This window comes from Bremerella volcania (assembly GCF_007748115.1).
In the GTDB taxonomy this organism is placed as follows: Bacteria; Planctomycetota; Planctomycetia; order Pirellulales; family Pirellulaceae; genus Bremerella; species Bremerella volcania.
In genome coordinates this window covers 3,151,577-3,165,546 of record NZ_CP036289.1, presented here as the reverse complement: position 1 = coordinate 3,165,546, position 13,970 = coordinate 3,151,577, and the positions used below count along the sequence as shown (strand labels likewise).

The following is a 13,970-nucleotide window of genomic DNA, read 5'->3' as shown; positions in this document are numbered from 1 at the left end:
GCGAACTATACACTTAAGCTCCCATGACTCTACCACTCAGCAAGATTCAACTTGTCGTTTTCGATTGGGCAGGCACGACGATCGACTTCGGTTCGTGTGCTCCGGCGACTGCCTTTGCCAAGGTGTTCGCGGCTCATGGCGTTCACGTTTCGGATGAAGAGGCTCGTCGGCCGATGGGGCTTAACAAGCGAGAGCATCTCATGGCGATGCTCAGTACCGATGGAATCTCAAAGCGCTGGCACGACGGCAAAGGGACCTCCTGGACCGATGCCGATGTCTCGCAGATGTACGATCAATTTGTTCCCTATCAATTAGAAGCGATCAAGCAAAACAGCCAATTGGTACCGCAGCTGCTTGAAGTCATCCGCAACTTACGTGCGGAAGATATCAAAATCGGCAGCACTACGGGTTACTTCCGAGCAGCCGCTGATTTAGTTTCTCTGGCAGCGAACGAGCAGGGCTTTGTCCCCGACGCCAACGTCTGTGCCGACGATGTACCCAACGGCCGACCGGCTCCCTGGATGATTTACCACATTATGCAGAAGCTGAATGTTTTCCCTCCGCAGTCGGTCGTCAAAGTCGGTGATACCGTAGCGGATATTGAAGCAGGCCGAAATGCCGGATGCTGGACGGTCGGTATCTGCGACAGTAGCAGCATCACAGGCCTGAGCTTTGACAGCTACTGCCAACTAGATACCGATTCAAAGTCTAAACGACTTGATGCGACCGCTTCGATGTTCCAAAACGCCGGTAGCCATTTCACGATTGCTTCGATCGAAGATCTCCCGCGTGTCGTACGCCAGATCAATCAACGGCTCGCCAGCGGCGAGTGTCCGTAAAATCTCCAATTCAACTTGCTAATCCAATTCCTTTTACCCCGACACTCCTAGCCCATGAGTCCCGCAAGTCTACCGGATCAACGCTCGAAGAGATCAGAGTCTTTCTGGGCATTTTGGGCCGTCTTCGCAGCATTCGGAACGTACTTTTGCATGTATGGCTTTCGCAAGCCCTTTACGGTCGCTGAGTATGACGGAACGATGGTCGGCAGTATCGACTTTAAGACGATCGTCGTTTCGATCCAAGTCCTGGGCTACATGCTGTCGAAGTTCATTGGTATCAAGATCATTTCCGAAATGCCTCCGAAGCGTCGCGCCATCGCTCTGCTTGGGCTCATTCTTTTTGCCGAAGCCGCGCTCGCATTGTTCGGCATCCTGCCCCGTCCTTGGAATGCCATTGGGCTGTTCTTTAACGGACTGTGCCTGGGCATGGTGTTTGGTTTGGTACTTGGTTTTCTGGAAGGACGCCGACTCACGGAAGCCTTGGTAGCTGGACTTTGTACTAGTTTCATCCTCGCTGACGGCGTCACCAAGTCGGTCGGAGCATGGTTACTAGCCAACGGCGTACGGGAAGACTGGATGCCGTTTACCGCAGGGCTGATTTTTCTACTCCCGCTTTGCGTATGCGTCGGAATGCTTACCAGGATTCCAGCCCCCAGCGAACAAGATATTGCTGCCAGATCGGCCCGCGAAACGATGACGCCGCATGATCGCTGGTCATTGTTTAGCCGTTATGCGTTAGGGCTATCGGTTTTGGTAGGCATCTATCTTCTAATCACGATCATCCGTAGCATCCGGGCGGATTTCGCTGCTGAGCTTTGGGGCGATCTGGGACAACAAGCGGCGCCATCGATTTTCACACGCTCGGAAATGTGGGTTGCCATGGGTGTGATGTTCGTAAACGGTCTTTCGATTTACGTTCGCAATAACCGGCTGGCCTTCTTCCTTTCCCTGGGAATTTGTGCCCTTGGATTTGTCATCGTGGCCGTCGCATTGATCGGGCAACAAACCCAATCGATGGGTGCGTTCCAATTCATGGTGCTGATCGGCTTTGGCCTTTATTTACCGTACGTCGCGATTCACACGACGGTCTTCGAACGTCTGTTGGCGATGACTCGTGAGCGGGGAAACCTTGGTTTTCTGATGTATCTTGCAGACGCATTCGGCTATTTAGGATATGTCGTGATCATGTTCTCACGCAATTTATTTGCCGGTCGTGAGAACTTCCTCGACTTTTTCACAACGGTCTGCTGGATCGCCCTGGCGGCATCTCTTCTGGCACTTTTTATTGCTTCACTCTACTTCGCCAACCATGGCCGGCAGCCGGCAACGGCCTCTGCCGTCGCCGAGCGAGTTTAGTTCGCCACGTTGCTCCCTATTTCGTTATCAACCAAACCGGGAGTATTTCTAGCACACGCCATGTCAGGCTTTTTATCGCCAAGTCAGGACACGGAACAGGCCTCTTCGATTGCGAAACCTTTCTGGCATGGCCAAAAGATAGTCACGAAATATGCTGAGTAGCATCGAGACGATAAAGAATATCCCGCCGCCAATCATCATGTAGACTGCCACGCTTTGTAAGCGTTCAGGCAGGTGAACATAGACCACGAGTGTGCCAAGGTATAACAGCATCGCAATCGCCCCGACGATGGTTGTCGAGCGTATTCGGAACAGAATGCCCGTCCCTAACAGGCTCAGGCCAACGACGATCGCTCCAATCTCGTGCACAAGCCCCCAGCGGGTTGTTTCGCTGTAAAAGTCTAGCCGTTGGCCGAGAAGACCGGTCAACATGGGGACGGCAAAGAGCAGGCTCCCGACAACAAGCCCCAGGGTGACCCAATCATCCTGGCGTTCCCCTTCCTGTACCCACCCTATATGGGAAGCAATAAGGATAACCACTCCCAGGACCGCCAATAGGATCTCCAGTTTCTGCCACGGCTCGAGCTTCAATCCAAACGCGACCAGTAACAAAGCAGCGCCCCCCTGCAAGATGGCCAGGGCCACGTACCAACGGCTTACCATTCGGGGAACGACAATCAATGCTGCCAATAGTGACGAGACAATCATTCCCAGCAAGAGTACCAGCGTCCCATCATGAAAGCCGACCATCATGAGACGGTTGAGAGCCAGCAACACACTGCCCATCCCAGCAATGCTCAAAAGCAACTGTCCACTGAGACCGAATGAACGATTCCCATTCGATGATTCCGAATTCTCCAACTCGAAAAGACGATCGACGAACAACACGACCAGACCAATCAAGCCAAAAGTGAACAGTCCGAATTCGTACGACGTACCTAAGTAGTGCTCGAACTGCACGACCGCCGCACTTCCGGCCAACAACGCGAGAAAGTTTCCAGCTGACTGTTTCGATGAGATCGAATACATCCCAAAGAAGAGGCTGACTTCCAAAAGAAACGCCGCAAGCATCATCTCGCTGGCGTGACCCGTGAGTGGCTCGATTCTCCGAATCGACAGGCCATAGGCCAATACCAAGACGGCGACGGTTAGAAGACATGTTCCACATACAGCTGCTAACTGTAGGTGGGTCCTGCTTTGATTGGCGTATCGAGTGGAAATAAGCAAATAGCCCAAAGGGACCATCATTAACAAGGGGCCCGCCAGGTCCCAAGCTTCCCACTGTAGTAGGGCCAGACCACCAAACGAGGCCAGCAACACGGCAGCGCAAGAGCTTACGGCATAGATTGCGTTCAAATAGTTTTGACGGTTTTGGGTCAACCAATACCCTATCCAGCCCGATGCTGCCGTTGCCGCCAATGCTGCGGTAAACAATGGTGTTATTTCATAAGCAGAAAACACGTAGAAGCTGCTACGAAGGTATCCGGCGATTCCCATCGCCAGAGGAGCCAGTAAGAACAGACACGCCACCGTCTGCATAACGGTAGACGCGCTGATCGACGGATGCTTCTCGCCATCTTTCTCCGCGATGCCGCGAATGCTCCAGGCAAAAGCTTGAAAGAAGATCGCTGTAACCGCCAAGACCATCATGATGAGTTCTTCCGTCACCGGTACCGGCAACGCGTCGACCAGCATCACTTCAGCCCAGAGAAACGTGGCGATACCTCCGCCAAGCAAAATTGGCTTTCTTGTCACGACAAAGTACGAGTAGCCATAGAGGTACGTCGCCGACAGGGATAGTCCTGTTGCCAAAATCTTCAGCTTGTAGCTGGTCGCCAACGAGGGTTTATCGAAAGGCAATGGGCCACTGCGCCAGAGGTTCCACACATCAGATAGAATCCCTCCATAGCTCCAGGAACTGACAGCCCAACTAACAAGCACGATGAGCCCACCCAATAAGACACAATGTCCGGCACGGTAAAAGGCCTTACCAAAGTCGTCCCGGTTGAATGGACCATCTCCTGGAACGAATGCTCTTTCGACATGAATCGCTACGGCACCAATGGCTATCAACAACGAGGAAACGGCTGCCCCTTCCCAAAATCTTGCAATGCTTTGATCTCCCAAGATCATCAGGCCGGTAAGCGTGATGCCGCCTACCATCGCGTAGGCGAAAAGGGAATCACGCACTAGGATTGCGCAAACTGCATAGAGTACCGCGATCGCCAGGGCAGGGATCCAAAGGTGTCCTCCTTCATCCAGGACTATCAAACCCTGAGCGTCATAAAACCAAAGATGCAGCGGCATGACGAGACAAGCCAAAAGCGTCAATCCTCGGCCGGCCGTTTCGAACCTCGTGCACCGTAACAGATAGGCACCAAACCCAAGAACAGCCAAATTCACGATTGCCGCACACACGGCGATTACCATCGGGTCATCAAAGAACCCCTGGGTCGCAAGCCAGATCACCAGGCCCAAGACCAACAAAGCCGAACCAAGCATCATCAAGTATTGAAGACTTCTTGGATCCAACACGGCTTCAAGGAGGTTACCGGCGATCGAAATGGCAGGTTGCTGATCGATGTGAGCAGTTGATCCGTCATCGCTGGATGGCTCATCACCGGATTCTGCATCCTCGGACGTGCTCTCTCTCTGGTGCGGTTCGTCTGGATTGACTTCCCCTCTGAGTTCATTCTCGATTCTCCAATTCTCTTTTTGCAGGTTAGCGACCAGCTGTTCTGAAAGTCGCCCTTCGCGTACGTGCCGATCCAATTCATGGTCGAGAAAGGCGCGGTAGCGAAGTTGTTGCCGCACACCTCTGGGGCGCTCATCTGGGCTGGGTGGTTCAAGGTGTTCACATGGTTCGTCCTCGGCATCCAATCTGCGAAGCCATGTTTCGTAAAACGCTTGAACGTTGTCGTCTAGCTTCCAGTACTTTAGATTCTGCATAGCAAACTGGATTGCCAGACGTAGATCCTGTTGACGATCGGATGATGACATACGCTGTTTTCCAATAAAAGGCGCAAAGAATTCCGCGTCGAAGGAATATCCGCCGCTAGAAACATCGCGAAAGGATCAGGAAAACAGGTTGAAGAATTTGCACTTTCGCCTAAGTATACGTGCTATTCGGCATGGTTTAGGCCATTGCCTGGCTAGTTGATCGTTACTCGCTGAGAAGCGTCTTGCGATAGTTGCGTGGCGTCGTGCCGAATATCTTGCGAAAGGCAATTCCAAATCGAGTGGCATTGCTGAAACCGGAACCTAACGCCACCTCGGTGATGGAAAGGTCGCGATTCAAAAGCAACTCCTTGGCACGCTCTAACTGCACGCGGCGAATCTCTTCGGCCGGAGTCCGCCCTAGATAAGATTTGAACTGAATTTCCAAGCTACGGCGGGAGAGAGGGACTTCCCGCAAAATATCATCCACACCAATCCCACGTTGCGTATGGTTTTGGATGAACCGAAGGGCACGTACGATCATCGGATCATCAATCGCCAGAAAATCGGTCGATTGACGGCTGGCGACGCCGTGTGGGGGAATAAGCACAGGCTCACTCGGTGCTTTCCTGCCTTCCATCATCTGATGAAGCATCGCGGCTGCCTCGTATCCGATTCGCTCACAGGCAAGTGATACGGCCGAAAGTGGTGGTGTCGACACCTCACACAGCAAATCATCTGAATCGCCTGCCAAGATCGCAAAGTCATCCGGTACTCGTATCCCTGAGAAGTGACAAACCTCGGCTAATTGTCGAGCGTGATGGGCATCGACAGCAAGAATAGCGATGGGTCGCGGTAGTGAAAGTAGCCACCGGTTGACGCGGCGCTGCTGTTCTCCCCAAGAGATCTTACGCCCAGCCCGGTAACCTGGGCGGTACGTATGACACGAGTATCCGCGCGCAGCAACCGTCTGTTGGAATGCATCGCCACGGTTGCTGGAATAGCGGTGGCTTGGCGGGGCAAAGTAAGCGAACTGAGTGAATCCCCTAGCTAATAAATGTTCAATGGCCAATTCAGCGCGGGCTGACTCGTCGGTGATAACACGACCAATTTCGGGAATCGAGGGTCCAATATCGTCAACGTCTACGGCAGGAATATTACGCTGCTGGATCTGTTCAATCTGCTGCCGTGAAGACAACCGGGCGATCACCCCATGTCCGCGCCATCCATCCGGCAAGGACGAGCGCTGTTCGTGGTCACGAGGATCGATAAGCAAGTGCCAGAGGGCGTTCTTATCGGAGTATTGGGCGATACCTCGTATGATTCGACGCCCCCAACTCGTTTCGGTTTCGACCATTACGGCGACGACTTGGACCAGAAGCTTTTCATCGGATGGTTTTGTGATGCTGGTCATGAACGGTTTTCTAGTCCCTCGGTGGCTATCGAAAGCTTCCCTCTATTCTAACTCTCTTGGCCATGGCAATTGCGCAGAAGCGATAATTATTTATCAAATTGCTAATGCCGGTTTGTCGGGGGCTTTCTTCAAATGGACAGCGTAGTAAGCTGGACCGCGAGCCACATAGCCATGGCGAATAATCTCCCCGCGTCAGGGTGGAACACAAGCGTCCTAAGGTACTCATGAGCGAAAGCCTGCATCATCGTCGCACCGTAATTGGACTCATGAGTGGCAGTTCGGCCAAGGGTGTCGATGCAGCGATCATCTCGACCGACGGCGAGGATTTCGTCAAGTTTCATGGAGGACTGCGGCATCCTTACGATGCAGAACTGAGATCTCGCATTCTCGAAGCCTCCCAGCACAACGTTCGCTTGGACGAACTGCTTTTATTGGAGCAAGAAATCACACTGCATCATGCCGAAGCCGTTGAAGTCCTCAAACAGCAATTGGGAACCATCGCGAACGCTGCCATGCTGATCGGATTTCACGGGCACACGGTAAGACATCTGCCGAGCGATGGAGTGACGATGCAGTTGGGCAATCCATGGCTCCTGGCTGAAAAGACCGGGCTACAAGTCGTTTCGGACTTTCGCCGTCGCGACATGGCCCGTGGAGGCCGCGGTGCCCCTCTGGCCTCTTTTTTTCATCAAGCCCTATTTCGCGATGAAAAGCATTCTGTCGGAGTCCTCAATCTTGGAGGGATTGCCAATCTTACGTGGCTTGGAACTGACGGATCGATCGTCGCCGCGGATACAGGCCCCGGTTGCGGACTCTTGGACGAGTGGGCCCAGGAAATGGCTGGACTGAGCCACGATATGGATGGTCAACTGGCCAGTCGCGGCAAGGTACAGCAAACGCTCGTCGATGAATTTCTATCCGCACCCTATTTCATGCGACCACTTCCGAAGTCGGCAGACCGCTTCGAGTTCGACCACATCGACGTTTCCGGTTTGAGCGTCGAAGATGGTGCCGCCACACTGTGTGCAGTAACGGTCGGCGCCGTGGAAGCAGCAATCAGCACGATGCCAGGGCCGTCGGGAATACTTTGGGTAACTGGCGGAGGGGCGCATCATCCCCTGATCATGAAGAGCCTTCGTTCGCGATTCCCAATGGTACGCACGATTGATCAGCGAAACCTCAGTCCGGACACACTGGAAGCCGAGTGTTTTGCCTGGCTGGCCGTTCGCAGTTTGCGTAATCTTCCGTTGACCATTCCAGAAACCACAGGCTGTTCCCAGCCAACCACTGGCGGTTTCGTAACACCTTAATGGCTAGGGAAGAATCTCGAGTCGTCGCGGCAACTCCGGTTGGGCAAGCATGTTCAAGATGGGAAGTACCGGATCATCAATTCGATCCAACTTTGCCTGGAACCCTCGCGTGGATAGTTCTTTGGCTAGTTGATGCGTGACCGGGGAATCGGCCTGCAAGACTCCGCCTGACAATGCTATGTTCATCCCATCGGGCGGAATCTTCATTCGTGCTTGAAGTGATTGGATTATCTCGGCCAAGTCAGCCGCGGCCCTTTTGGTAATCGCGACGCACAGCGGATCCGCATGGTTCGCCACGGACAAAACAATCGGGGCGAGCGACGCGACCAACTCGCGCAAGTCAGATGTACCCGCAATCATTGTTTTGATTTCCTGCGACGAGCGTGCCCCCAGTGCAACGCACACCTGCTGAACCAATCCGCTATTCTTCTTACCCGACTCGAGACTGCTCAAGGTTACACGGAGTGCGGCCCGCCCGATTGCGAACCCACTTCCGTCGTCGCCCAGCAAAGGCCCCCATCCACCGGATACCGCATAATTTCCGGACGAATCTCGACCAATGGCAACCGAACCAGTTCCGGCAATTAAACCGATCGAAATAGAAGAACCACAGCCAACAACGAGTGGGATAAGGTCAGGAACGACAAAGCACTCTTCGGCTAGTTCCATTTCCGTCAATCGGCGGCAAAGATCGCGTCTTATCGGTTCATGAAGCGTGCCGGCGACCGCAAAAACGGCACGATGGCAGGGAAAGCTATCGAGGCCTGCTTCCGCCGTGGCTGATTTGACGGACTGGCAAATCGCCTTGACCGATGCTTCCAGGCCAACCGCTCGCGGGTTGCCAGCCGATGAACCGCCTGTACCCAGGATCGTCCATTGCCGATCAGCACCGATGCGCGCCAAAGTGCACGACGTTTTTGTTCCGCCACTATCGACAGCCAAGACTAACTCGCCGTTGAATCGATCTCCTAAGGGTAGGCTGCTCGCAAGATTCTCAGGGGTCAACATTTGCGGTTGCTTTCCCCCGGGAATCGCATGATGGCCTGGCGGAGATGACCGTTGGCATCGCTCAACAATTTACGAGCTTGCTCCGCGGTTTCTCCTGTTTGATGAACCACGATAGCCGTTTTCACTTCGCCACTGCATTCAACAAGTAGGCGAGAAGCGGCATCATCTGATAGTTTCGTGGCCGCCTTGACGATTCGCTTCGCTCTCGCATGGAGCTTCGAGTTCGTCGCTCGGAGATCTACCATCAGGTTTCCGAACGTTTTCCCTTGTCGAATCATGGCACCAGTGCTCAACATGTTGAGCACCATCTTGGTGGCAGTGCCAGCCTTCATGCGTGTCGAGCCACTGATGATTTCCGGGCCTACGACTGGGGCAATCACCAAATCGCAATGCGACTGCAGTTCAGAGTTTTCGTTGCAAGTCAGACCGATGGCATAAGTTCCCAACTTACGAGCATAATCCAGCCCACCAATAACGTACGGCGTACGTCCGCTGGTCGCGATCCCAACGACGACGTCCTTGGAGGAAAGTCCGATGGCATGCAGATCTTTGGCTCCAAGTTCTGGATTGTCTTCCGCCCCTTCCACGGCCGTCGTCATGGCAGATGGTCCACCGGCAATCAAACCGATCACCTTATTAGGATCAGAACTGAATGTAGGTGGGCAGTCGGCCGCGTCCAAAACGCCAAGCCGACCCGATGTTCCAGCTCCGAAATAGATCAGGCGTCCCGACTCTAAAAGCCGACTGGAAATGGCGTCGATGGCAGCGGCAATCTGAACCGATTGCTGCCCTACGGCGATAGCCACGCCGGCATCCTGGCCGTTAATCAGATTCACCAGATCCAAAGTGGACAACTCATCGAGGTCTTCTGAAGCTGGATTACTGGCTTCGGTCGTCAAATGATCGAGCATGATAGCACAGCAAATAAAATGTAGGCGGAACAGCTAAACGGGAAGTGACAAGTGAAGTTTGAGATTCAGTTTAGAGCCGGATACCTCGGCGGCATAGCTTCTCTGCGCAAATGCGAGATAATTATTCGCGTGTTCGTCTAGCGAATGCGGCGACTCCGGCTAGACTGAAAATTGTCCGTCGCAGCTTCGTTTCCCCCATTTATCCCCAACCCAAGGACCTGATCGCCTAAATGATACCTCTGGCGACTTTGGCGATTCATCCCATCGATGTGGCAATCATTGCCATATACCTCGTTGGGACGACCCTTCTGGGAATTTGGTTGGGGAATGGGGGAAGCTCGACTAACGACTTCTTTCTCGGGTCGAAGAACCTTCCTACCTGGGCTCTTTTGCTATCAATAGTTGCGACCGAAACGAGTACTGTAACCTTTCTGAGTGTGCCCGGTCTCGCATTTGAAGAAGGAGGCAACTTTGGTTTTCTCCAATTGGCTCTTGGCTTTATCGTCGGACGCGTGTTGGTGTTGATATTTCTGCTTCCCCTCTATTTTCAGAACGAAATCTCGACCGCGTACGAAGTCTTTCAGCGACGTTTTGGCCCCTCAACTCGCCGTCTTGCCTCGCTCTTCTTTCTGATTGCTCGCACGCTTGGGGACGGCTTACGTCTCTTTCTGACGGCGATCGCTTTGCAGCAAGTCATGCAGCTTCCGTTTGAATGGAGTGTTGCCATCCTTGCCGTTGCCACTGCAATCTACGCACTTTTCGGTGGTGTACGCTCGGTGGTGTGGAATGACTGTCTCCAGTTTGGCGTCTACATGGCTGGTGCGTTCATTGCCTTATCGGTCATTTTGGTGCGACTGCCTGGTGGAACCGAGCAGTACTTTCAATTCGCATCCGAAACGGGCCGCCTGAGATTTTTTGACCTCGAACTGATTACCGCTTCAGGTCACTTATCGCTGTGGGCTGGGCTACTCGGCGGGGCAATGCTCAGCTTGGCAACGCATGGAGCCGATCAGTTGATCGTTCAAAGATACCCATGTGCGAAAGACCAGCGATCAGCTGGCTGGGCACTTCTGTGGAGCGGTCCGATCGTCTTGGCGCAGTTCGCTTTATTCCTGGCAATTGGCGTCGGTCTGGCGTGCTACTTCGCCGAATTTGATCCCGCGAAAGTCGATATTCCAGGCGATCAGGCTTTAGCTACGTTTATCGTAGGCGAACTTCCCTTGGGTATTCGAGGAATCATCCTGGCTGCCGTTTTCGCCGCTGCCATGTCGGCCCTATCGAGTTCCGTAAATTCCTCGTCCAGTTCATTGCTACAAGACTTCGTTCGCCAGGCATGGAGCGACTTGCCCGAGAAAAAGCGACTTCGTCTTGCACGTGCTTTCACTTTACTGTTCACCCTGTCGCAGGCAGTCGTTGCGATCATTGCATTTCGCGGCCACTTTGCCGAGACGGTCGTCAATCAGGCATTGGCCATTGCCGGATTTTCCGCGGGATTGCTGCTTGGACTGTTCTTCGTTGCCCTGACGCTAGGCCGAGCGTCAAGCTCACTGGCGAATATTGGTCTGCTGACGGGTGCCGTGGTGATTACGCTGATCGCCTTTCAGACGAGTATCAGCGGTTACTGGTATTCGCTGATTTGTTGCGGGACTTCGTTCGGGGTCACCGTCTTTCTGAGCTTTGTGTCGTCGTGGCGAGGTGAACCCTCCCAAGTTGCTTCCTTGGAGGAAGACTAATGAGTCTGCGTTGCTTAGCTACCTTGCTGTTGCTTTGTTCCCTTCAAGCAAACAATCCTTTGTCGGCTGCCACGCCGCAGATGGCTGGCTTCTCAGAGAAAGTCACGACAGAGATCGATCAGGCCATCAATACCGCACTCAGCGAGAAACGAATGCCAGGCTGCGTGGTGGTGATCGCACGCAGTGGAGAGGTCCTCTACAAAAAAGCACATGGCAGCCGTAGGATCGCCCCCTCAGTCGAGCCGATGACGGTCGACACGGTGTTCGATATGGCTTCGCTTACCAAGCCAATCGTCACCGCCACCAGCATCATGCAATTGGTAGAAGCAGGAAAGGTTGATCTGCATGCGCCGGTCGTTACCTATTTGCCTGAGTTTCGTGGTCATGGTAAGGAAACAATTACGATTAAACAGCTACTTATCCATACCAGTGGTTTGACGCCGGATAATGCGTTATCGGATTACGAAAACGGCTGGCCGGCAGCCTACGAAAAGATTTGCAATCTCAAGTTGCTGTCTGATCCGGGACAAAAGTTCCGCTACTCGGATGTGGGTTTTATTCTGCTGGGTGAAGTCGTCGCTCGCGTTTCTAAAATGCCGTTGGACAAGTATGCCACGGAGAATATCTTCAAACCGCTGGGAATGAACCAGTCAGGCTTCAATCCGAGCAAAGAACTGGCCCAACGAGCCGTCACGACTACCAAGGTCGATGGCAAATGGTTGCAGGGGACCGTCCATGATCCTCGAGCGCGCTACTGCGGCGGAGTGGCCGGCCATGCCGGACTCTTCAGTACGGCCGACGACCTTCTGTTGTACGCTCAGGCAATGCTCGAATCACGTAAACCAGGCCTCAAACATTTGCTTGACCCTCAAACCCTGACAATGATGACCCAGGCTTACGATGCCGCCGGCAACCTTCGTGGGCTCGGCTGGGACAAGCAGAGTGGCTACTCGAGCAATCGCGGTAAGTCGATGAGTTCCTCCGCGTACGGCCATGGCGGCTTCACCGGAACGGCACTATGGATCGACCCCGAACTGGACCTGGTCGTCCTCTTCCTTTCCAATCGCGTTCATCCCAACGAAAAGGGCTCTGTCAACGCGCTGGCGGGGAGTATCGGAACGATTGCCGCTGATGCCTGCCGAGCAGCGGAGAATACTTCGGCAAGCACACCGACCAAACTGGGCGTCGACGATCTCTGCGATGCTCAGTTTGATCTGCTTAAAGGAAAAAAAGTTGGCTTGATTGCCAATCACACAAGCCGCAACAAAGCCGGCAAGCCAACGCATTTGCTGTTAGCCGAGTCGCCAGCTGTCAACTTGGTTGCCTTGTTCAGTCCCGAGCATGGTTTCGCTGGCCGTTTCGATCAGTCCCACATTGGTGATACGGTCGATCCTGAAACAGGTATCACCATAAAAAGCCTATACGACGAAACTCGCAAGCCGACGCCACAGCAGTTGGAAGAAGTCGATATCCTTGTCTTCGACATTCAGGACATTGGTTGCCGCTTCTACACGTACATTTCAACCATGGGGCTTGCGATGGAAGCAGCGGCAGAGCAGGGGATTCCGTTTGTCGTTCTCGACCGTCCAAATCCACTGGGGGGCGTTGCGATTGAAGGCCCGCTGCTCGACAAGACTGAAAGGTCTTTCGTCGCATTTCACCCCATTCCTGTTCGCCATGGCATGACCATCGGTGAACTAGCGAAGATGATGAACGAAGAGCGAGGCTGGAAAACCGACTTAACGGTTGTTCCCCTCGGGGGTTGGAAACGAGACCAACTGCTTTTCGATACTGGTCTACCGTGGAGAAATACTTCACCCAACATGCGGAACTTGGCTCAAGCGATGATCTACCCTGGCGTAGGGCTGCTCGAGACAACCAATGTTTCTGTGGGCCGCGGCACAGATACACCTTTCGAAGTGCTGGGTGCGCCATGGATTGACGGTCCAAGCCTGGCTACCCGAATCAATTCATACAACGTGTCAGGAGTCAAAGTCATAGGCGTCGAATTTATTCCCGATTCCAGCAAGTACGAAGGGGAACCGTGTGGCGGCGTCAACTTCATCATCACTGACTGGAAGACCTTTCGACCGCTCGACCTCGGCTGGGCGACGGCTTCCAGCATACGTGCCCTTTACCCGAATGACTGGGAAACCGATCGTTTGCCAGTCTTGCTGGGAAATGAAAGCGTCAAGCAGAAGATCCTACAGGCACAATCGCCTCAGGATATCTCCGCAGCGTACCAGGACAGCATCTACGAGTTCGCCAAGCGGCGCGAACCGTTCCTGATCTACCCATGAAAAAGGGAAGCCAATTGGCTTCCCTTTCGCTTAATGTAAGCTGACCTAATTCAGCTCAATCAGAAAGCCTCAGGTCGGTCGCGGAAAATGAACAAGATCCACCGACACGAAGGATTCTAGCAAGGAAGATCTCGTGAATTCTCTACGCTAATCGACTAAACT

At 53.5% G+C, this 13,970-nt stretch carries 9 protein-coding genes; 5 read left to right on the top strand and 4 right to left on the bottom strand.

What is annotated here, in order from left to right:
• The first annotated feature begins 23 nt into the window (after window positions 1-23).
• Both phnX and Pan97_RS12915 read left to right on the top strand, forming a co-directional pair.
• Entirely contained in the window at window positions 24-839 is an 816-nt protein-coding gene (gene phnX / locus Pan97_RS12920) for a phosphonoacetaldehyde hydrolase (RefSeq protein WP_144973144.1), read from the top strand.
• A gap of 150 nt (window positions 840-989) precedes the next feature.
• Window positions 990-2,195 carry a DUF5690 family protein gene (locus tag Pan97_RS12915; RefSeq protein ID WP_196782388.1) on the top strand — a complete coding sequence of 402 codons (1,206 nt, stop codon included), beginning with the start codon at window positions 990-992 and terminating at the stop codon, window positions 2,193-2,195.
• Window positions 2,196-2,267: 72 nt separating this feature from the next.
• On the opposite strand, the gene Pan97_RS12910 is transcribed toward Pan97_RS12915, so the two are convergent.
• Window positions 2,268-5,195: a DUF2339 domain-containing protein gene (locus tag Pan97_RS12910; RefSeq protein ID WP_144973140.1), complete on the bottom strand. Its 2,928-nt coding sequence runs from the start codon at window positions 5,193-5,195 to the stop codon at window positions 2,268-2,270.
• Window positions 5,196-5,358: 163 nt separating this feature from the next.
• On the bottom strand, window positions 5,359-6,546 hold the full coding sequence (locus Pan97_RS12905; RefSeq protein WP_144973137.1) for an AraC family transcriptional regulator: 1,188 nt from the start codon (window positions 6,544-6,546) through the stop codon (window positions 5,359-5,361).
• A 224-nt stretch (window positions 6,547-6,770) separates the two neighbouring features.
• Here Pan97_RS12905 and Pan97_RS12900 point away from each other — a divergent pair, with 224 nt between their 5' ends.
• Window positions 6,771-7,856, top strand: coding sequence for an anhydro-N-acetylmuramic acid kinase (locus tag Pan97_RS12900; RefSeq protein ID WP_144973135.1), 1,086 nt, complete (start codon window positions 6,771-6,773; stop codon window positions 7,854-7,856).
• Window positions 7,857-7,859: 3 nt separating this feature from the next.
• On the opposite strand, the gene Pan97_RS12895 is transcribed toward Pan97_RS12900, so the two are convergent.
• Window positions 7,860-8,864: a BadF/BadG/BcrA/BcrD ATPase family protein gene (locus tag Pan97_RS12895; RefSeq protein WP_144973133.1), complete on the bottom strand. Its 1,005-nt coding sequence runs from the start codon at window positions 8,862-8,864 to the stop codon at window positions 7,860-7,862.
• On the bottom strand, window positions 8,858-9,775 hold the full coding sequence (gene murQ, locus Pan97_RS12890) for an N-acetylmuramic acid 6-phosphate etherase (protein ID WP_144973131.1): 918 nt from the start codon (window positions 9,773-9,775) through the stop codon (window positions 8,858-8,860). The genes Pan97_RS12895 and murQ overlap by 7 nt, the downstream gene beginning before the upstream one ends.
• Before the next feature lie 230 nt (window positions 9,776-10,005).
• Here murQ and Pan97_RS12885 point away from each other — a divergent pair, with 230 nt between their 5' ends.
• Together Pan97_RS12885 and Pan97_RS26845 are read left to right on the top strand one after the other, a co-directional pair.
• Window positions 10,006-11,508, top strand: a complete 1,503-nt coding sequence (locus tag Pan97_RS12885; protein ID WP_144973129.1) for a sodium:solute symporter family transporter — start codon at window positions 10,006-10,008, stop codon at window positions 11,506-11,508.
• Window positions 11,508-13,808, top strand: a complete 2,301-nt coding sequence (locus Pan97_RS26845) for an exo-beta-N-acetylmuramidase NamZ domain-containing protein (protein ID WP_144973127.1) — start codon at window positions 11,508-11,510, stop codon at window positions 13,806-13,808. The genes Pan97_RS12885 and Pan97_RS26845 overlap by 1 nt, the downstream gene beginning before the upstream one ends.
• Window positions 13,809-13,970 lie beyond the last annotated feature (162 nt).